General features: G+C 70.4%; 23 protein-coding genes. 14 read left to right on the forward strand and 9 right to left on the reverse strand.

Annotation, left to right across the window (positions count from 1 at the left end):
• Positions 1 to 158: 158 nt before the first annotated feature.
• Positions 159 to 287: a hypothetical protein gene (locus tag MMSR116_RS32220; RefSeq protein ID WP_280178354.1), complete on the reverse strand. Its 129-nt coding sequence runs from the start codon at positions 285 to 287 to the stop codon at positions 159 to 161.
• Between MMSR116_RS32220 and MMSR116_RS08890 the strand changes: the two genes are divergently transcribed.
• The 3 genes from MMSR116_RS08890 (at position 277) to MMSR116_RS08900 (ending at position 2,455) form a co-directional block, all read left to right on the forward strand.
• Positions 277 to 759: a hypothetical protein gene (locus MMSR116_RS08890; RefSeq protein ID WP_244625629.1), complete on the forward strand. Its 483-nt coding sequence runs from the start codon at positions 277 to 279 to the stop codon at positions 757 to 759. The genes MMSR116_RS32220 and MMSR116_RS08890 overlap by 11 nt on opposite strands.
• Before the next feature lie 116 nt (positions 760 to 875).
• Entirely contained in the window at positions 876 to 1,916 is a 1,041-nt protein-coding gene (locus MMSR116_RS08895) for an asparaginase (RefSeq protein ID WP_010684777.1), read from the forward strand.
• A gap of 5 nt (positions 1,917 to 1,921) precedes the next feature.
• Positions 1,922 to 2,455, forward strand: a complete 534-nt coding sequence (locus MMSR116_RS08900) for an isochorismatase family protein (protein ID WP_010684778.1) — start codon at positions 1,922 to 1,924, stop codon at positions 2,453 to 2,455.
• Positions 2,456 to 2,473: 18 nt separating this feature from the next.
• Here the strand turns inward: MMSR116_RS08900 and MMSR116_RS08905 are convergent, their stop codons facing one another.
• The 3 genes from MMSR116_RS08905 to MMSR116_RS08915 all read right to left on the reverse strand — a co-directional run bounded on the left by MMSR116_RS08905 (position 2,474) and on the right by MMSR116_RS08915 (position 4,010).
• A complete protein-coding gene (locus MMSR116_RS08905; protein ID WP_039893688.1) occupies positions 2,474 to 3,040 on the reverse strand; it encodes a sigma-70 family RNA polymerase sigma factor in 567 nt (188 codons plus the stop codon).
• Between the two features lie 50 nt (positions 3,041 to 3,090).
• Positions 3,091 to 3,351 (reverse strand): NepR family anti-sigma factor, encoded by a 261-nt coding sequence (locus tag MMSR116_RS08910; RefSeq protein WP_010684780.1) that lies wholly within the window; start codon positions 3,349 to 3,351, stop codon positions 3,091 to 3,093.
• Between the two features lie 395 nt (positions 3,352 to 3,746).
• Positions 3,747 to 4,010 carry a hypothetical protein gene (locus tag MMSR116_RS08915; protein ID WP_010684781.1) on the reverse strand — a complete coding sequence of 88 codons (264 nt, stop codon included), beginning with the start codon at positions 4,008 to 4,010 and terminating at the stop codon, positions 3,747 to 3,749.
• Between the two features lie 398 nt (positions 4,011 to 4,408).
• Between MMSR116_RS08915 and MMSR116_RS08920 the strand changes: the two genes are divergently transcribed.
• On the forward strand, positions 4,409 to 4,696 hold the full coding sequence (locus MMSR116_RS08920; RefSeq protein ID WP_010684782.1) for a hypothetical protein: 288 nt from the start codon (positions 4,409 to 4,411) through the stop codon (positions 4,694 to 4,696).
• A 39-nt stretch (positions 4,697 to 4,735) separates the two neighbouring features.
• Here the strand turns inward: MMSR116_RS08920 and MMSR116_RS08925 are convergent, their stop codons facing one another.
• Together MMSR116_RS08925 and MMSR116_RS31330 are read right to left on the reverse strand one after the other, a co-directional pair.
• Complete coding sequence (locus MMSR116_RS08925; RefSeq protein WP_010684783.1) at positions 4,736 to 5,053, reverse strand: hypothetical protein; 318 nt, start codon at positions 5,051 to 5,053, stop codon at positions 4,736 to 4,738.
• On the reverse strand, positions 5,050 to 5,220 hold the full coding sequence (locus tag MMSR116_RS31330; RefSeq protein WP_191991884.1) for a hypothetical protein: 171 nt from the start codon (positions 5,218 to 5,220) through the stop codon (positions 5,050 to 5,052). The genes MMSR116_RS08925 and MMSR116_RS31330 overlap by 4 nt, the downstream gene beginning before the upstream one ends.
• Before the next feature lie 458 nt (positions 5,221 to 5,678).
• Here MMSR116_RS31330 and MMSR116_RS08930 point away from each other — a divergent pair, with 458 nt between their 5' ends.
• From MMSR116_RS08930 to MMSR116_RS08945, 4 genes are all read left to right on the forward strand, one after another.
• The gene (locus tag MMSR116_RS08930; protein WP_010684785.1) at positions 5,679 to 7,583 is read left to right on the forward strand and encodes a heavy metal translocating P-type ATPase; all 1,905 of its coding nucleotides are present in this window, start codon (positions 5,679 to 5,681) and stop codon (positions 7,581 to 7,583) included.
• Positions 7,584 to 7,709: 126 nt separating this feature from the next.
• Complete coding sequence (locus tag MMSR116_RS08935) at positions 7,710 to 8,522, forward strand: universal stress protein (RefSeq protein ID WP_010684786.1); 813 nt, start codon at positions 7,710 to 7,712, stop codon at positions 8,520 to 8,522.
• Complete coding sequence (locus MMSR116_RS08940) at positions 8,522 to 8,848, forward strand: c-type cytochrome (RefSeq protein WP_039893691.1); 327 nt, start codon at positions 8,522 to 8,524, stop codon at positions 8,846 to 8,848. Before MMSR116_RS08935 ends, MMSR116_RS08940 begins: the two co-directional genes overlap by 1 nt.
• A gap of 78 nt (positions 8,849 to 8,926) precedes the next feature.
• Positions 8,927 to 9,331, forward strand: coding sequence for a BLUF domain-containing protein (locus tag MMSR116_RS08945; RefSeq protein ID WP_039893692.1), 405 nt, complete (start codon positions 8,927 to 8,929; stop codon positions 9,329 to 9,331).
• Between the two features lie 270 nt (positions 9,332 to 9,601).
• On the opposite strand, the gene MMSR116_RS08950 is transcribed toward MMSR116_RS08945, so the two are convergent.
• The gene (locus MMSR116_RS08950; protein ID WP_010684789.1) at positions 9,602 to 10,474 is read right to left on the reverse strand and encodes a universal stress protein; all 873 of its coding nucleotides are present in this window, start codon (positions 10,472 to 10,474) and stop codon (positions 9,602 to 9,604) included.
• 236 nt (positions 10,475 to 10,710) lie between these two features.
• On the opposite strand from MMSR116_RS08950, the gene MMSR116_RS08955 reads away from it, so the two are divergent.
• The 6 genes from MMSR116_RS08955 to MMSR116_RS08980 all read left to right on the forward strand — a co-directional run bounded on the left by MMSR116_RS08955 (position 10,711) and on the right by MMSR116_RS08980 (position 15,312).
• Positions 10,711 to 12,261 (forward strand): PAS domain S-box protein, encoded by a 1,551-nt coding sequence (locus tag MMSR116_RS08955; protein WP_010684790.1) that lies wholly within the window; start codon positions 10,711 to 10,713, stop codon positions 12,259 to 12,261.
• Positions 12,251 to 12,859 (forward strand): response regulator FixJ, encoded by a 609-nt coding sequence (gene fixJ, locus MMSR116_RS08960; RefSeq protein ID WP_010684791.1) that lies wholly within the window; start codon positions 12,251 to 12,253, stop codon positions 12,857 to 12,859. The genes MMSR116_RS08955 and fixJ overlap by 11 nt, the downstream gene beginning before the upstream one ends.
• A gap of 44 nt (positions 12,860 to 12,903) precedes the next feature.
• Positions 12,904 to 13,413, forward strand: a complete 510-nt coding sequence (locus tag MMSR116_RS08965; protein ID WP_348529354.1) for a response regulator transcription factor — start codon at positions 12,904 to 12,906, stop codon at positions 13,411 to 13,413.
• A gap of 402 nt (positions 13,414 to 13,815) precedes the next feature.
• Positions 13,816 to 14,184 carry an SPW repeat protein gene (locus tag MMSR116_RS08970; protein ID WP_010684794.1) on the forward strand — a complete coding sequence of 123 codons (369 nt, stop codon included), beginning with the start codon at positions 13,816 to 13,818 and terminating at the stop codon, positions 14,182 to 14,184.
• An 89-nt stretch (positions 14,185 to 14,273) separates the two neighbouring features.
• Entirely contained in the window at positions 14,274 to 14,498 is a 225-nt protein-coding gene (locus tag MMSR116_RS08975) for a hypothetical protein (RefSeq protein WP_010684795.1), read from the forward strand.
• 127 nt (positions 14,499 to 14,625) lie between these two features.
• On the forward strand, positions 14,626 to 15,312 hold the full coding sequence (locus tag MMSR116_RS08980; protein WP_010684796.1) for a helix-turn-helix domain-containing protein: 687 nt from the start codon (positions 14,626 to 14,628) through the stop codon (positions 15,310 to 15,312).
• Positions 15,313 to 15,578: 266 nt separating this feature from the next.
• Here the strand turns inward: MMSR116_RS08980 and MMSR116_RS08985 are convergent, their stop codons facing one another.
• Complete coding sequence (locus MMSR116_RS08985; RefSeq protein WP_010684797.1) at positions 15,579 to 16,439, reverse strand: universal stress protein; 861 nt, start codon at positions 16,437 to 16,439, stop codon at positions 15,579 to 15,581.
• 112 nt (positions 16,440 to 16,551) lie between these two features.
• Positions 16,552 to 16,848 (reverse strand): hypothetical protein, encoded by a 297-nt coding sequence (locus tag MMSR116_RS08990; RefSeq protein WP_010684798.1) that lies wholly within the window; start codon positions 16,846 to 16,848, stop codon positions 16,552 to 16,554.
• Positions 16,849 to 16,900: the final 52 nt, after the last annotated feature.

Raw genomic sequence — 16,900 nt, forward strand, 5'->3', positions numbered from 1 at the left:
CCCGACGGCTCCTGCACAATGACGCACAATGACGGTGAAACGCGGCCTTAAGGTGCGCGTGGGTAATTTGCACACGGACCCGCCGCTGGGCGTTTCCGGCAGATCCGTGCCCCGAGCGCCTTCATGAGCACCATTGCATCTCCCACGACATCGCACCCCTACGCGCCGCGATGGTCCGCCCAGGACAGCCCGACGACGCGGATGTCCGCCACGATCAGCAGCGCGCTGTCGGCCGGCACGCTGAGCAGCACCGACGCCACCGCGCTGACGAGCGCCTTGTCGTCCATCGACGCGAGCCTCTCGGCCAACCGGCCGGGGGCTGGCAGCAGCAGCACGAGCCCGGCGACGCTCGATCCCTCCTCCTTGAAGGACCGGATCGACAGCCTGATCTCCGATCAGGTCAGCAGCGGCGCCCTGACCAGCGACCAAGCGACCGCGTTGAAGACCCTGTTCGCCGGCCAGGGCCGGAGCACACAGGCCTCCGACATCGCCTCGGGCGACGACGGCATCGCGGGCGTGGGTGGTCCGCCCCCGGGACCCCCGCCCGGCCTGCCGCCGAGCATCTCAGCCTCCGGCAGCACCACGGACGGGACGTCGTCCGACACGTCGAGCGGGCCCGGTGCTTCATCGACGAACGATCTGCTCGCCACCTTCATTCAGCAGCTTCAGAGCAGCCAGTCCGGCGCTGCGCGCTACGGGGCCAGCGGCACCAGCACCGGCACCACCTTCTCGGCGCTGCTGTTCGACTTCCAGAGCTGAGACCGACGCGTCCGGCGCATCGGCCGCCTGCGTCGGGCGGGGTCGACCCTGGCCGCCCGACGCGGCATCACACCGCCATCGCATTCGCGCGGCCGGAGACGGCCGGGAGGCACGGCATGGCGGCAGGATCGGCGACGGAACAGGCGGCAGCCCATGGGACCGGGCTGCCCAAGGTCGCGTTCATCGGCACGGGCGGCACGATCTCGTCCCTCGGGCGCGACGCCCTCGACATCCTCGACTACACCGCCACCGACCGGCGCCTCGAAGCCGGCGGCATCCTGGAGGCGGTCCCGGAGCTGACGGGCGTGGCGCGCGTGGTGCCGGTCCCGTTCCGCGCGGTCCCCAGCCCGGCGATCGGCTTCGCCGAGTGGCGCGACCTTGTGCGCCTGTGCGAGCAGCTCGCGGCCGAGCACCCCGACCTCGCCGGGATCGTGATCGGGCACGGCACCGCCACTCTGGAGGAGACCGCCTACGCGCTGAGTCTCACCCTGACGGTGGATCTGCCGGTGGTGCTGGTCGGCTCGCAGAGGCCGATGAGCGCGCTCTCCACCGATGCCAAGCTCAATCTCGTGGCGGCCGTGCGCGTGGCGGCCGCGCCCGCCTCCCGAGGGCGCGGCGTCCTCGTGGTGCTCAACGACGAGATCCAGGCGGCCCGCGAGGTGACCAAGACCTCGGTGGCCCGGCTCCAGACCTTCCGGACCCCGGACTTTGGCGTGCTCGGCCACGTCGACGGCGACAGCGTGCGCTACTATCGCCGCTCGGAGCGCGCGACCGCGCCAGGCACGCCCTTCGACATCCGCCCGCTGGCGGCGCTGCCGCGGGTCGACATCGCCTACGGCTATGCCGATGCCGACGGCACGGCCGTGCGGGCGTTCCGGGCCGCGGGGGCCCGCGGTCTCGTCGCCGCCGGCCTCGCCCCAGGCATGACGCCGCCGGCCGAGGCCGAGGCCCTTGAGGCGGCGGCCGCCGCCGGGCTCGTGGTGGTGATGTCCACCCGCGCCGGCAGCGGCGTGGTGCCCCTCACGACCCGCCTGCGCAGTCGCGGCATCCTCAGCGCCGACAACCTGACCCCGCAGAAGGCCCGGATCCTCCTCGCCCTGGCGCTGACCGTCACGGGCGAGCCGGAGGTGGTGGCGCGGCTGTTCGCGACCTATTGACCGCGATGCCGCTGATCGACCCGACCCGCTCGCTCCTCCTCGCCATCGATCTCCAGGTCAGGCTCATGCCGACGATCGCCGATGGGGCGGAGGTGATCGCCCAGACGGGCCGCCTCGCCGCGGCGGCGCAGTGCCTCGACGTCCCGATCCTGTTCACCGAGCAGAATGCCGGCGGGCTTGGGCCGACTGTGCCGGAACTCGCCCCGGTGCGCGGCGTCGCGTTTCCGAAGATGAGCTTCGGGGCTGCGCGGGCGCCGGGCTTCCTCGACCAGTTGCCCGCCGACCGCGACTGCGTGGTGGCCGGGTGCGAGGCGCATGTCTGCGTACTGCAGACGGTCCTGGGGCTTCTGGAGGCCGGGCGGCGGGCCTATGTCGTCCGCGACGCGGTGGGCTCGCGCCGGACCGCGAACCGTGACGCGGCGCTGGCTCGGATGGCGGCCCACGGCGCCGAGATCGTCACCACCGAGATGGTGGTGTTCGAGTGGCTCGGCAGCGCCCGGAACCCGCGCTTCCGCGAGATCGTCCGGCTCATCAAGTGAGCGGTCCGGGACCCGCCCTCAGGGGCTGTCCAGGGCGGCCCGCGTCTGCGCGTCGGGACCGATATCGTCGCTCCCGTCCATGCCCAGGACCTCGATGAGGCGCAGGCGCGCCCGGCTCACCCGGCTCTTGATGGTGCCGACCGCGACGCCGCAGATGGCTGCGGCCTCCTCGTAGGTGAAGCTCTGGGCGCCGACCAGGACCAGCGCTTCGCGCTGCGCGGGGGGCAAGCGGTTCAGGGCGTTCTGGAACTGCGCCATCTCCATCCGGACCTCCTGCTCCGGCAGGGAGGTCAGCTTGCCCGCGAGGACGCCGTCGGCATCCTCCACCTCGCGCTTGCGCTTGCGCTGCTCCGAGTAGAACAGGTTGCGCAGGATCGTGAACAGCCACGCGGTGAGGTTGGTCCCCCGGCGGAAGCTGGCGGCGTTGATCCAGGCGCGGACCAGCGTGTCCTGCACAAGGTCGTCCGAGCGGTCGAGATCGTAGGTCAGCGAGAACGCGAACGCCCGCAGGGCCGGGATCGCCGCGAGCAGGAGGTCGCGCATCTCGGTGTCGGTGCCGGTCGGTGTGCCCGTTGCGGTGGTCATGGGTGCCGATCCGGTTCCGCTCCCCGCGGGAGCGGCGTGCAGCATCAGAGTCATGGCTGGACCTCCGTGTCCGAGCAGGCGGCGAGGTCGTCGAGCAGCGTCCGGAGCCGGTCCGGGATCGGCAGGGCCAGGACTTCGGCATAGTGCAGGCGCAGGCCGCGCCCGATCCGGTCCCGTGCTACGCCGTCGATGGCGCGGCGCGGTGCGGGGTGCGGCTCCGCCGGGTGACGCGGGCGCGCAGAGGCTGGCCCGGCCGCCTCCGCCATCCCGGCGGTGGCCAGGGGCGCCTGCTCGTCCTCGTGTCCGGTCATGGTCGCGCCCCGTCCCGTGCGCGATGCGGCCCCGAGGGGCATGGCGGCCCACCGCGCCGGCCCTGCGGCCGATTGCGGCGAGAACGCGTCTCATCGCCTTCTGGCGGCGCTGGTATGCCTGGCGGATTTAATCAGTTCTGAATTGCGCATTCATCCAATTTTAATTTAGCAGAATGCGAGCTTGACCATAAATTGGCAATCTTGATCGCAGATACAATTCAGAAATACTTGTACTTACCTTGACCGTGGGGACTTTCGTACGGCTCAGCTGAACGGCGGCTGAGCGGGGATCGGGCGGGATAGACGGGCGCCGATGATGGTGGATCGCGCGCTTCGCCGAAGCCGTCGGGGGGCGAGGATCTGACCTCGGGCGTAGCGTGACCTACCCATCGGTTTCAGTCGCCGCCGCCACCGCCGTCACCGCCGCCACCGCCGCCGCAACTCCCGCCGTCGCCGCCGTGGGCACCCCCGTGGCAGCCGCCGTGATCGGAACCGAACCAAGAGCCGCCGTCCGAACCGGAGACGCCGACGCTGCCGCGACTTTCCGAAGAGCGCCTGTCGGATCCCCGTGAGCGCAGCGAGGCCGGCATCAGGCTGCGGCCCAGCGGGACGACCGTAACGATGAAGAGGACGAGTTCGAACGCCTGCTTTCTGTCCATCGGAACCTCCACGGGTTCGTCGACCACAGAAGTATAGCACATCAGCCTCGGCGGCCTCGACGGCCTTCGGGGCGCGACCGGGCGACCGGCCGGTGAAGCGCCGAACGCGATCGGTGTGCGGTGACGCCTGGCTCGGGGTGGCGGTGAACGGCGTGCGCTGCCCGCACCGCGTCCGTCAGGACAGCCAGGGCCCGCTGGTCTTCTCCCGCACCGACTCTGGCCGCCTGTCATGCGCTGGGGCCAGGGCGCCGTCAGCAGGGGCAGCGCACGGTCCGGCTCGGCGCCCCGACGCCGGCCGATGGCACTGATGTCAGGACGTCGAAGGGATCACGCCGACGGGAGGCGGGCCACAATCGAACTTCGCCAGGGGCAAGACGTTGTGCGGGCGGAGCATCCTGATGACCGTCGCCCGCCTCCTCACGGCAGCCCTTGCCGTTTCGCTCAGCATCCTTGCTGCGCGGGCGTCTGAACTGGAGCAGGCTGGCACCATCGATCAACCCGCTGACATGGAACGCATGCTCGAGGCGCCGACCCTTCCGGCTCCCGCGACGAAGCCCGCGAGCGAGGACTCTGCTCCGGTCGCCCTGCCCAAGCTGAGCGTTACCACGATCGAGCCGGTGCCGAAGCCGCTGCCGCCGCTGAAACCGCTGCCGAAATGGGACCCGCACGTGTGCATCGGTTGCTGAGCCGGCGCGATCCGGAAGGCGGTCGTCGCGCCGACAGCATCAGGATTGGGGGCGCCCGGTGAGCGACTGCGTCAGGCGCATCACGACGTCGTCGCCGCCGGGACCGGCCGAGAGCTCCGACGCGGACGCCTTGGCGTCTTCGACCCGCTGGGCGACTTCCATGATGACCTGCTCGACGGAGGACGGCCAAGGCACGTCGTTGTCCAGAAGCATCCGCGCTGCGCGAACCAGCATCCGGAACTGCTCGGGCGGGATCTCCATCGCCGCCTCGTGCTGTTCGAGGATGCGGTCGGCGATCGCCGCCGCCAGTCCGGCGACCTCGGTCATCTTGTCGGGCTGATCGCCGACACGTGTCATGTCAGATAGCCCTTCGCCTTCAGATGCTCGGTGAGGAGCCTCTCCATGAGGCTGGATACCGACCGGGTCTCATCCTTCGCAGCCCTCCGGACCGCCGCCGGCACGGCGAGCGGCAACCGGAACGACACCGGCAGGGTCTTCGGGGCGTCGACAGGCGGGCGGCCCATGGCGTCCAGTACATCGAGCCAACGGTCGATCTGACGACACTTAATCACAGCGGCTGCGCGAGTGAAAGCGTCACCGCTCGGTCCGGGCTCGTGCCGCTGCCACGGTGGAGAATGCGTGGTGCCGGGCGAGCCGACCGAAGCACGGAGGCGGGGCTGCGCCAATCGCGATCTGCACGGAGGATTTTACCATGACCGACGATGTCGGAGAGGCAATCGTGGCTGTCGAGCCGACACGCGCGATGAGGGCGCGATAGCCGCCACGTCCGAGCGGTGGCCAATGAAGGCTTGTGACTGTTCGCGGCCCGTCTGCTTCCGAACTCGGGACATGGGTAAGCGGACGCCGGTGTGGCTTTGGTCATGACCGCGACGGAAATGCAGGGACGCATTGATCCAGCGCATAACCCTTCGCACAGCCCGGCCGCAGTCAGGAGGCTCGCAAAGCCGAGGACGCCCCGAGGATGTCGACTGCGGCCGTAGGCTCAACCGAAGCAGGATGCTCGAAGGTCGCCGGGTGGGCGTCACGGCTGCGGGAATGGCTGGCCCTCCTCCCGCTCACTGCCCTCTGCGTGGGCCTTCTGCTGCGCGCGCTGGGTCATCCCGAATTCGCCGCCTGGGCGTGGACGCTTGCGACCCTGACGATCTTCGGCGCCCTCCTGATCCAGATCGCGGCGAGTCTGACGAAGGGTGACGTTGGGCTCGACCTCGTCGCCCTGATCTCGATGGGCGGCGCACTCGCCCTATCCCAGCCGCTGACTGGCGCCGTCATCGCCCTCATGTACGCGGGCGGCGAGGCGCTGGAAGCTTACGCGGCTGGCCGAGCCGGGCGGGCGATGACGGCGCTGCTCACCCGCCAGCCGCGCACCGCCCTGCGCGAGGAAGAAGGCGCGTTGAGAGAGGTCCCCATCGCCGCGCTAAAACCGGGAGACCGCATTCTGGTGCGCGTCGGTGACGTCCTGCCGGTGGACGGCCGGGTTGCCGCGGGTCGCGCCGTGCTCGACCAGTCGAGCCTCACTGGCGAAGCGCTGCCCGTCACCTTCCGCGCGAACGAACCTGTGCTGAGCGGCACGGTGAACATGGGCACGCCGTTCACCCTGATGACGGGGCGGCGCGCGGCCGAGAGCACGTATGCCGGGATCGTCCAGCTCGTGGAGGCGGCGCGAGCCCAAAAGGCGCCGATGGCACGGTTGGCGGACCGATACGGGCTCGCTTTCCTCTTCCTCACGCTGCTGCTGGCCGGGGGCACCTGGCTCGCTACCGACGACCCCCTTCGGACGCTGGCTGTGCTGGTCGTCGCCACGCCATGCCCGCTGATCCTGGCGGTGCCCGTCGCCCTCGTCTCCGGCCTCTCCCGCGCAGCCGGCATCGGCGTTCTCATCAAGGGCGGCGGCGCACTTGAGATGCTGGCCAAGGTCCGTGTGCTGGTGGTCGACAAGACGGGCACCCTGACCGACGGGGCCGCCCGGCTGACCGCTGCACGGATTCTGGGCGACCTTGGCGAAAGCGAGGTCCTGAGGCTCGTGGCGTCACTCGAACAGGCCTCCGGTCATCCGCTGGCACGCGCCCTGATCGAGGAGTCGGCTCGACGAGGCCTGACGCTCTCGCAGCCCGAAGACGTCGAGGAAACGCCCGGGGAAGGCATGGCCGGGCTGGTGGAGGGGCGGCTCGTCGTTGTCGGGGGACCGCACCTGATGCGGATGCACGGAGTCCACTTCCCGTCGCAGGACGAGGGCGGAGGCATGGCGGCAATCGCGGCAACCGTGCTGGTCGCCATCGACGGCGCGGCCGCCGCCGCGCTGGTGTTCGCCGATCCGCTGCGGGCGGACGGCGGCAACGCGCTCCTCGAACTGCGCGCGTGCGGCATCGAGCGGGTCGTGCTCGCGACCGGAGACCGACGCGCCGTCGCGGAGGCGCTCGTCGCCGGCCTGCCGGTTGACGCCGTCGCCGCCGACCTGAACCCGACAGACAAGACGGACGCCGTGACCGCAGAGCGCCGGCTCGGTCCCGTGATGATGGTGGGCGATGGCGTCAACGACGCGCCCGCCTTGGCAGCCGCCGACCTCGGCGTGGCCCTCGGCGCTCGGGGCGCGGCAGCCGCTGCCGAGGCGGCAGACGTCGTCCTGCTGGTCGACAGCCTAGCCCCGTTGTCGGATGCCATCCGCATCGCGAAGCGGACCCGTGCCATCGCGCTTCAGAGCGTGTGGGCAGGCCTGGGGCTTTCGGTCGCCGGCATGATGGCGGCTGCGCTGGGCCACCTCACGCCCCTGCAAGGGGCGCTTCTGCAGGAGGCTATCGACGTCGCCGTGATCCTCAACGCCATGCGCGCGCTGGGCGGTCCCCGGGGCGGCCGCCAGCGGTGGGCATAAGGTGTCGCCCGCCGTCCGTGAGGCCGGTCCCGACGGTGCCCCTGCGAGCTTGCGATGGATCAAGGTGGCCCATCCCAGGCGAGGCAAGCTTCCCGTCGTCGGCATCGAGGCACGACGGAGGAGACCATGGACTACGCGAACATCCTCGTCTCCATCGATCACGGCGACGCGGCGCCCGACCGGATCCGTCTCGCCGGCCACTTGGCCCGACGGTTTGAGGCGACCCTCACGGGAGCGGCCGGCCACAAGGTGCCGGTGCCGCTCTTGGTACGGGACGCTTACGACGCCGTCGCGCAGGAGGAACGAAACATCGCGGACGTCCGCCGTATCCTCGACGCGGCGCGTGCCCTGTTCGAGCGGAGCGCCGGGACGGAGATCCGCACGGACTGGCGCGAGGCTCTCGCCGATCCCGTCACACACTTCGTGGAGCGGGCCCGCGAGGCCGACCTCGTCGTGATCAGCCGGCTCGGGCCGGATGACGAGGACCCCGGGCCCCTCGCCGTGCCGCCCGGACCGGTGCTGATGGAAGCTGGCCGGCCCGTCCTGGTCGTGCCGCCGCGGCTCATGAACCTGAACGCGGCCCGCATCGTCGTGGCCTGGAAGGACGGGCCTGAGGCCCGGCGGTCGGTGACAGCGGCGCTGCCTTTCATTCGCGATGCAGATCACGTCTTCGTCGCGACCGTCGGCGCGAACGGGGAGCGCGAGGGCGCCGGCGACGTCGCCGCCCACCTCGCCCGTCACGGCGCCCACGTCACCGTCCACCTCCTGGATCCGACCGGACGCGACGGCGACGAGATCGTCGGCTTCGCCCTGCGACGGGACGCGGACCTCATCGTGATGGGCGCCTACGGCCATTCCCGTCTGCGGGAATGGATGTTCGGCGGGGTCACGCGTGACCTTCTGGACCGTTCGCCCCTCTGCTGCCTGATGTGCCACTGATGTCCGGCAGGGGCATGGTCCTCGGCACGACCGTGGCGCTCTGCCTGCTCGCCAAGCCCGCCGCGGCGGAGAAGGTCTCGGCAGCGCGCGGCCGAGACCTCGCGGGCGTCGTCTGCGCGCGCTGCCACGCGGTCCGCGCGACGGACGCGAGCCGGATGCGCGAGGCGCCGCCGTTCCGCGCGCTCGCCGGCACATTCCCCATCGGTGACCTCGCCGACGTCCTGGACGAAGGCGTCGAGCGCCGCCATCCGGCCATGCCGGACTTCCGGCTCAGTCCGCGCGACGCCGCCGACCTGACGGCCTACATCAGGACGCTCAGGCGGTGAGACGTACGTAGAGGTGCCGGCGAACGGGTGCTGCGGACGAACGTTCGCCGGGACACCGATGCCCAGGGAACGGGTACCATGGACGGATCGCTTCTCTACGTCAGCCGGCGGGTCTCATCCGATGCTGACGTCCGGGACATCGTCGCGACGTCCAGGGCCAGGAACGCCGGGCTCCGGATCACGGGTGCGCTTGTCGCATCCCGGAGCAGGTTCGCGCAGATCCTCGAGGGTCCACGCTCCGGGGTGGACGCGCTGATGGACAGCATCCGCCGCGACCCGCGCCACACCGGCGTGGAGGTGCTGGTCTACGACGACATCGACGGGCGGCGCTTCGCGGACTGGACCCTGGCCTATTCCGGCGCTTCCGTTTACGTCGACGGGCTGATCGGGGCCCTGACCGAGCGCGCCACGCCTGAACCGCACCGGGCCGACCTTCACCGTCTGATCCAGGCCATCGAGGAACTCGCGCGGGCACAGCTGTGACGGCCCCGCAAGCCTGAAGCGCAGCGGTGCGCGCGGCCCCATCACTCGACGAAGCCCCAGCCGGCCTCCAGGGCGCGCAGTTCCTCGTCGTTCAGCGGGTCGGGCCACTCTGGCCGGTTCGGTGCCCGCACTTGGGCAGGCGGCTCGCCGTGCTTCAACGGTGCCGGCCCAGGCTGGTCCGGCGGACGCGCGGAACCCGGCATCCGCGTTGCCCGGCGGACCGAGCCGCCCCGTGATGGTCTCCGGTTCGGCATCATCGAACTCCCGTGCTCAGTGGGCGAGGAACAGCGGGGCCGGGCTGCCCCTCAGGAAGGAGCGCGTCACACCACCGAGGAAGTATTCGCGTGTGGGTGAGTGCCGGTAGGCGCCCATCACGATCATGTCGGCCCGGAACAGCCCGGCCTGGGCGCGCAGGGTCGCGGCGACGCTCTCGCCCCTTGGCAGGTCGTTGACGGTGGCGTTCACCCCGTGGCGGGCGAGATGGGGCGCGAACTCGGCCCCCGGCACCTCGGCGTGGATCTCCGCCTCGGTGCCGACGGACACGATCTCGACCGCCTCGGCCGCGCGCAGGAACGGCAACGCGTCGTTCGCCGCCCGCGCGGCCTGGGCGCTGCCGTCCCAGGCGACCATGATCCGCCGCACCGTGAAGGCATCGTGTCCCGGCGGCACCGCGATGACCGGGCGCCCGCTGTGGAACAACGCCTTCTCGATCATCTCGCGGTCGAGGTCGAAGGCCCGAGCGCCGATGTCCAAGACGGTCAGGTCGTGCAGGCGCGCGCGCTCGGTAAGCCGGCTCACGATCTCCGGATAGGGCAGGCTCGGCGTCTCCGTCATGCAGATCACGCCGGCCTGCGCCGCGTCACCGGCCGAGCGCTGCGCGATGGAGCGGGCCAGCGCGTCGAGCCGGCGGTCGATGACCGCGACGCCCTCGTCATCGAAGTCGCCGAGCCAAGCGTCGTCACCCGAGAGGCGCCACGAGGCCGATTGGACGGTGAGGTGGGCGCCGGCGGCCTTGGCCAAGGTCAGGCCATAGCCGATGGCCGACGAGGCCCCTTCGCGCTCGCCCTCCACGGCGGTGCCGACGAGGACGTCGCGGATGCCCGCGAGGGCCGAAGGGCTGGTCGAAGGGCTGGGTCTGGACATGGGGGTTCTCCGGTCTGGATCGACCCCATGGTTCATCCCGTCGTCGCCGGGAGGCCTTGATCCACCTCAAGCGGCTCGGCCCAAAGAACTATCCGACGCCGACTTTGAAAACCTGTCGGCGGCTGTTCCTTGTACCGGAATCGCAGTAATGACCGGACGCGCGATGCAACTGGTCTGAAGGCGGAGAGAGGCCAGTTTCACGACCGCCGCGCGCAGGATTTTTCCGGGTGCGGTTCATGACGGACCCCGTCGACATGCCCAGCGCCGGCCTTGAGCGAGACGTCACGCCGGCGAGTGACGAGCTTCGGCAGACCCTGGACGAGGTCGGCATCTGCGTCTGGTCGCTGGATATCCCGACCGGGCGGGCCACCATCTCACCGACCTGCGCGCGCCTGTTCGGAGTGCCGCCCGAGCGGCTGACCACCTTCGCCGACTCACAGGCTCTGGTGCACCCCGACGACCGACAGGGCCGGGCAGACGCCATCCAGAGGACCTTGCGGGATGGCGGGAGCTACGAGGTCGACTACCGCGTCGTGCGGCCCGACGGACACGTCTGCTGGCTGCGCTCGCGCGGGCGGGTGAGCCTTGATGCGGCCGGCCGGCCGGCACGGCATCGCGGGGTGGTCCTGAGCATCGACGAGCAGAAGCGGGCCGAGGAAGACATCCGGGCACGCGCGGCGCACCTGCGCTCGATCCTCGACACCGTGCCCGAAGCGATGGTCGTCATCGACGAGGCGGGCCTCATCCATTCCTTCAGCGCCGCGGCCGAGCGCCTGTTCGGTTACGCGGCCGGCGAGGCGGTCGGGCAGAACGTCCGCATCCTGATGCCGGAGCCGATGCGGCGCGAGCATGACGGCTACCTCGAGCGCTACCACCGGACCGGCGAGCGCCGCATCATCGGCACCAACCGGGTCGTAACCGGCCAGAGACGCAACGGCTCGACCTTCCCGATGGAGCTCGCCATCGGGGAGATGCGCTCGGGCGAGCAGGTGTACTTCACCGGCTTCATCAACGACCTCACCGAGCACCAGCGGACCCAGGCGCGCCTCCAGGAACTCCAGTCCGAACTCGCCCATGTCTCCCGGCTCAGCGCGATGGGCGAGATGGCCTCCGCGCTCGCGCACGAATTGAACCAGCCGCTCGGCGCCATCGCGAACTACACCAAGGGCTGCCGCCGTCTGCTGGCGCGCACCGGCCCCGAAGCCATCGCCAAGACGATGGAGATCCTCGACAAGACCGCCGAGCAGGCGTTGCGAGCCGGCCAGATCATACGGCGCTTGCGCGAGTTCGTAGCCCGAGGCGAGACCGAGAAGCGGGTCGAGCCGGTCGCGCGGTTGATCGAGGAAGCCAGCGCGCTGGCGCTGGTCGGGGCCCGCGAGCAGGGCATCGTCACGCGCGTCGCTGTCGACCCGCGGGCCGGCTCCGTTCTCGCCGACAGGGTCCAAGTGCAGCAAGTCCTGGTGAATCTGCTGCGCAACGCCCGCGAGGCCATGCAACGGAGCGACAGGCGCGAACTGACCGTCGAGGCGAGACCCCTCGGCCGGAGGGCGGTCGAGATTGCCGTGTCGGACACCGGTCCCGGCATTGCCGAAGAGATCGCGGACAGGTTGTTCCACCCATTCGTCACCACGAAGCAAAGCGGCATGGGCGTGGGGCTCTCGATCTGCCGCACCATCGTGGAGGCGCATGGCGGACGCCTCGACGTCGAACGCAACGACGTCGGCGGGGCGACCTTCCGGCTGACGCTCCCGGCCGCCCACGAGGGGAACCCGCGCGATGGCAAGTGATCTCGTGCATGTCGTGGACGACGACCCGGCGATGCGGGACTCTGTCGGCTTCCTGCTCGGAACCGAGGGGTTCGAGATCCGGCTCTACGAGGCCGGGGCGGACCTGCTCGATGGGCTGGCGAAACCGTCCGCGGGCTGCGTCCTGACCGACATCCGCATGCCGGGCATCGACGGGCTCGAACTGCTGCGCCGTCTGCGGGCGGCGGGGCACGCCTTGCCGGTGGTGATGATGACGGGGCACGGGGACGTGCCGCTCGCGGTCGAGGCGATGAAGCTCGGCGCCTGCGACTTCATCGAGAAGCCGTTCGACGACGACGCGCTCATCCAAGCGCTCAGGTCGGCCTTGGAGCGGGGCGAGGTCACCGGAGCGGTCGATCCGACGCTGCGCGAGTTCGTGCGTCGCGTGGGAACCCTGAGCGAGCGCGAGCGGCAGGTCCTGGACCACCTCGTCGCCGGCCGCACCAGCAAGGAGATCGGCCGAACGCTCGACATCAGCCCGCGCACCGTCGAGATCTACCGGGCCAAGCTCATGGCCAAGACGCAGGCGGAGAACCTTCAGGAACTGGTGCGCTGGTCGGTGCTGACCGGCTTGGCCTGACACCGGCTTGAGGCAGGTCAAGGCGGCCGCCGGCCTGTTCTCGCATGGTGGCGATCTTCAATCGAGGACCGCACCGACCGGCAGCAGCCATGACCACAGCTTCACCCCGCCTCGTCTACGTCGTGGACGACGACCCGGCCGTTCTCCATTCCACGCGCTTCCTGATCGAAGGCGAGGGCCATGCTGTCGAGACGTTCACCGACGGCTCAGGCCTGTTGGCGGCCTTCCCGGGGCCGCGCCCGGCGTTGATCCTGCTCGATCACGTCATGAAGGGCATGGACGGCCTTGAGGTGTTCGACCGACTTCGCAAGCTCGACGCCAAAGTCCCGGTGGTGCTGGTCACCGGCCATCCCGACCCGGGCATCCGAGCGCGGGCCAGGGATGCGGGCTTGCCCTTGGTCGAGAAACCACTGGTGTTCGACGCGTTACTCGACCTGCTTGCCAGAGAAGCGCGCGATCCCATGCCCTCAGGCTTGAGCGGGAAGGCCATGGCGGATCCGGGCGCGTCCGCCGCCCGCCGCCCGCCTGGCGAGATCCCCGCGCAGCCGGCCTGATCCGCGCACCGGAGTCGGATTGCGGCAGATCAAGGCCGCGCGATGACTTCTCCCCTAGCTCCGAAGCCAGCCGGAACGAGGAAAGCACACGCTGTCCCCTCAACGTGGGCCATGGGGCGTTCCGCGTAAGCCGCCGCGCCCGCGAAGTCCCGCGGCGGGCTTCACACGTCGCGACCGTCGATCTCCGGCATGAGCAGGTCCGGGCCGGGACGCCGGCCCCACGCGGGTTGCGTACCGCGGGGATAGGGTTTCAGCTCCCCTTCGCTCCCCTTGAGCCACATCAATGCTTCGATGCGAGAGGGCGGGATGCTCGGCCTCAGGAGGCGGCCGGCCATCCGCCGCCGCAGGCCCGGCGTTCGGTGTCTCAGGCCCCGGTGCTCCCACTCCTGCCAGGAGGCGACGATGCGGACCATCGAAAACCGGACGGAGGACATGATCCCGAACGCGCTCAACGCTCTCCTGGGCGTCGCGCTGCTGATGGCACCTTGGTGCCTCAGGCTCGGCAGCGAGACCGCCGCAGCGCGCAATGCTTTTGTCTGCGGGGGGGCTATCACCGTCGTCGCCGTGCTCGCCCTCGCCAAGTCCTACGACTGGGAGGAATACATCCATTTCGCCGCCGGCCTCTGGGTGTCCATCGCCCCGTGGGCGCTGGGGTTCGCGGACACGCGATACCCGATGTGGCTGCACGTGGGCATCGGGCTCGCGGTCGCCGCGCTGGCAGCGTTCGAACTCTGGCGGCTCTTCGTGTCGCCCCAGGCCCGTTCGGTCTGAGGCGTCAATCATCGCCGGAGGGGCGGCGGTTCGCCGTCCGGGCGCGGCCCATCCAGAACCGTGGACCGATCACCATCCGGAGCGGCGCGATGCCTCTCGACCCGTCTGCATTCCTCGTCGCTTCGTCATTCACCGCGGGCTGCGTCGCCATCCACGCTCTGCGGCGAAATGCAGACGCCGTGACGCTGGTGCTGGGGGTCGTGGCGTACGGGCTCGCCACCGCTCTGTGCTCGCTGGCCGCGGGTCGCGACGGTCACTTCGTGATGCACGACCCCGTGCGTGCATGGGGCCTCGCGATGACCGCAAGCCACTGAACGCGGGGGAGAGGGCGCCTACGTAATTGCCCTTAAGCAAACCTGCGTAAGAGACCGACCGGAATTTCCCCGGAGTTCCGGCCCCGCCAATCTTCCCTCCATCCCAATGCGGACGAGGAGAGACGCGATGGCCGCCGAGATCACCCTGCACCCGTCTTCGCGCGTGACCGCGAACGCTACTGGCGGCGGCAAGCTCGGGATCGCGCTCTTCGCCGGCTGTCCCGAACTCATCGGCACCCCCTTCGCCTATGCCCGCGAGGAGGAGATCTATGGCGAGGGCGAGGAGGCCGAGTTCGTCTACAAGGTCGTCAGCGGCGCGGTGCGCGCCCACAAGGTTCTGAACGACGGCAGACGCCAGATCACCGGCTTCCACCTGCCCGGCGACCTGTTCGGCCTGGAGCAGGGCGAGATGCACCGGCACACGGCCGAGGCCTTGTCGGAGACACAGGTGCTGATCTTCCGCCGGCGCGGGGTCGAGCGCGCCGCGACCCGCAGCGCCGAGGTAGCCTGCCAACTCTGGGCCATGGCGGCCAGCGGCCTTCGCCACGCCCAGGACCATATGCTGCTGCTCGGTCGTCGCTCCGCGGTCGAGCGCGTCGCGACCTTCCTCATGGAGGTGGACGAACGTCTTGGCGGTACCGGAACCTTCGCCCTGCCGATGACCCGGCGCGACATCGCGGATCACCTCGGCCTCACCATCGAGACCGTGTCGCGGACCTTCTCGCAATTGGAGGAGGACGGGGCGCTGCTGCGCACGGGCGGGCGCCAGGTCAGCCTTCGCCGCGCCCGACTTCGCCGCATTGTCGAAGATTGAGCCTGGCGCTCCCGACCGGTCGTTGCCGGAGCTTCGTCCTGCCGAAGGCTTCCGAGATATGCGTCCCCAACCGGGTCGACCCCGGCGCATCGCCGGCCCAATCCACACGAGTTCGAAGGGGTGGGTGCGGGCGCCGGCCGTGCAGGCGCGTCGGCCTGCCCCGGCAGGCCGGACAAGGTTCGAACCGGGAGGCGAGAAAGACCTCGAAGGCTCCTGCCGAAGTCGCTGAGGCAGGAGGGCCCGTGGCGGCTTTGCCGCCAGAACAGTCAATGGGCCAGAAACAGCGGTACCGAGCTTCGGGTCAGGAGCGACTGGGTGACGCCGCCGAGGAACCATTCATGCACGCGCGAGCGGCGGTAGGCGCCCATCACCAGCATGTCCGCGCGGAACAGGCCGACCTCTGCCCTGAGCGTTTCCGCGACGTTGTCGACGATCGGCACAACGTTCACCGTTACAGTCACGCCATGACGCGCGAGGTGTGGCGCGAACTCGGCGCCGGCCATCGAGGCCGGCAGGTCCTTCTCGCCGATGGCCGACACGATCTCGACCGCCTCAGCCGCGCGCAGGAGCGGCAGCGCGTCGTTGGCGGCCCGGGCGGCTTGGGCGCTGCCGTCCCAAGCGACGACGATCCGCCGGGCGGAGAACGCTGCGCAACCCGGCGGCACCACGATGAGCGGGCGACCGCTTCCGAACAGGACCCCGTCGATCAGGTCGCGGTCGAGATCCACCTCCCGCGTCTCCGCGTGCAGGATGGTCAGGTCGGCGAGCCGGGCGCGGGCGGTGAGCCGCGCGATCAGATCCGGGTAGGCGAGCGCGGGCGCCTCTGTCGTACAGGTCACGCCCGCGCTGGCTGCGTCGCCGCCGACGCGTTCGGCGACGGCCTGCGCGAGGATCCGCAACCGCCGGTTCTCGCCCGCGACGAGGTCGTCGACGAACCTCAATCCCGCCCCGCCGACCATGGTGACGCGGCGAGCGGCGGACTGGACGGTGAGATGGGCGCCCGAGGCGGCGGCGAGCGTGAGGCCGTAGCCGATCCCCGTCCCTGGCTCGTCGCCGCGGCCCTCCTCGGTGACGGCGACCAGAATGTCGCGCAACCCGGTGAGGGACGATGAGGCTGGGAGAGACATGGGGGCTCCGGCTTGCCTAGCCGCCCAAGTCTCGACCGGCGCGGCCGGCCTGCCTTGATCCAGCGCAACGTCGGGCCTCCCGGTAGACGCCCGAGACCCCGACCCGACCCGGTCACGGCTTCCGGAGGCGGGACACGGCGCGCTCGACCGCCCTGGCGAGCGCCTCAAGCCGTGGCTTCAGCGCCGGGATGTCCTCGCTCAAGAGAGCAAGGCCAAGGGGCAGCATCCAGAGGCCGAGGACGGGGAGGAACGACAGCACGCCGCCCCCGATCAGAGCGAGCGCCGCCACCAACCGCACCGGGCGTCGCGACGGTCGTCTCAGCCACGTGACCGCATCGCGCACGCGCACCGGGAGGCGGCCGGTCAAGCGTTCGACCCGTGCATCCCAATCCGCCGCGGTCGGCTCCATGGTCACGCGCTGCCAGGTGTAAGCGCGCGGGGACGCTGACGTCGCCCATGCG

This window comes from Methylobacterium mesophilicum SR1.6/6, assembly GCF_000364445.2.
Lineage (GTDB): Bacteria > Pseudomonadota > Alphaproteobacteria > Rhizobiales > Beijerinckiaceae > Methylobacterium > Methylobacterium mesophilicum_A.

Bases quoted from the DNA above. Each gene is read 5' to 3' on its own strand.
- MMSR116_RS32220 (WP_280178354.1), bottom strand. From the start codon at position 287: ATGGACGACAAGGCGCTCGTCAGCGCGGTGGCGTCGGTGCTGCTCAGC.
- MMSR116_RS08895 (WP_010684777.1), top strand. From the start codon at position 876: ATGGCGGCAGGATCGGCGACGGAACAGGCGGCAGCCCATGGGACCGGG.
- MMSR116_RS08900 (WP_010684778.1), top strand. From the start codon at position 1,922: ATGCCGCTGATCGACCCGACCCGCTCGCTCCTCCTCGCCATCGATCTC.
- MMSR116_RS08905 (WP_039893688.1), bottom strand. From the start codon at position 3,040: ATGACCACCGCAACGGGCACACCGACCGGCACCGACACCGAGATGCGC.
- MMSR116_RS08910 (WP_010684780.1), bottom strand. From the start codon at position 3,351: ATGACCGGACACGAGGACGAGCAGGCGCCCCTGGCCACCGCCGGGATG.
- MMSR116_RS08915 (WP_010684781.1), bottom strand. From the start codon at position 4,010: ATGGACAGAAAGCAGGCGTTCGAACTCGTCCTCTTCATCGTTACGGTC.
- MMSR116_RS08920 (WP_010684782.1), top strand. From the start codon at position 4,409: ATGACCGTCGCCCGCCTCCTCACGGCAGCCCTTGCCGTTTCGCTCAGC.
- MMSR116_RS08925 (WP_010684783.1), bottom strand. From the start codon at position 5,053: ATGACACGTGTCGGCGATCAGCCCGACAAGATGACCGAGGTCGCCGGA.
- MMSR116_RS31330 (WP_191991884.1), bottom strand. From the start codon at position 5,220: ATGGGCCGCCCGCCTGTCGACGCCCCGAAGACCCTGCCGGTGTCGTTC.
- MMSR116_RS08930 (WP_010684785.1), top strand. From the start codon at position 5,679: ATGTCGACTGCGGCCGTAGGCTCAACCGAAGCAGGATGCTCGAAGGTC.
- MMSR116_RS08935 (WP_010684786.1), top strand. From the start codon at position 7,710: ATGGACTACGCGAACATCCTCGTCTCCATCGATCACGGCGACGCGGCG.
- MMSR116_RS08940 (WP_039893691.1), top strand. From the start codon at position 8,522: ATGTCCGGCAGGGGCATGGTCCTCGGCACGACCGTGGCGCTCTGCCTG.
- MMSR116_RS08945 (WP_039893692.1), top strand. From the start codon at position 8,927: ATGGACGGATCGCTTCTCTACGTCAGCCGGCGGGTCTCATCCGATGCT.
- MMSR116_RS08950 (WP_010684789.1), bottom strand. From the start codon at position 10,474: ATGTCCAGACCCAGCCCTTCGACCAGCCCTTCGGCCCTCGCGGGCATC.
- MMSR116_RS08955 (WP_010684790.1), top strand. From the start codon at position 10,711: ATGACGGACCCCGTCGACATGCCCAGCGCCGGCCTTGAGCGAGACGTC.
- fixJ (WP_010684791.1), top strand. From the start codon at position 12,251: ATGGCAAGTGATCTCGTGCATGTCGTGGACGACGACCCGGCGATGCGG.
- MMSR116_RS08965 (WP_348529354.1), top strand. From the start codon at position 12,904: ATGGTGGCGATCTTCAATCGAGGACCGCACCGACCGGCAGCAGCCATG.
- MMSR116_RS08970 (WP_010684794.1), top strand. From the start codon at position 13,816: ATGCGGACCATCGAAAACCGGACGGAGGACATGATCCCGAACGCGCTC.
- MMSR116_RS08975 (WP_010684795.1), top strand. From the start codon at position 14,274: ATGCCTCTCGACCCGTCTGCATTCCTCGTCGCTTCGTCATTCACCGCG.
- MMSR116_RS08980 (WP_010684796.1), top strand. From the start codon at position 14,626: ATGGCCGCCGAGATCACCCTGCACCCGTCTTCGCGCGTGACCGCGAAC.
- MMSR116_RS08985 (WP_010684797.1), bottom strand. From the start codon at position 16,439: ATGTCTCTCCCAGCCTCATCGTCCCTCACCGGGTTGCGCGACATTCTG.
- MMSR116_RS08990 (WP_010684798.1), bottom strand. From the start codon at position 16,848: ATGGAGCCGACCGCGGCGGATTGGGATGCACGGGTCGAACGCTTGACC.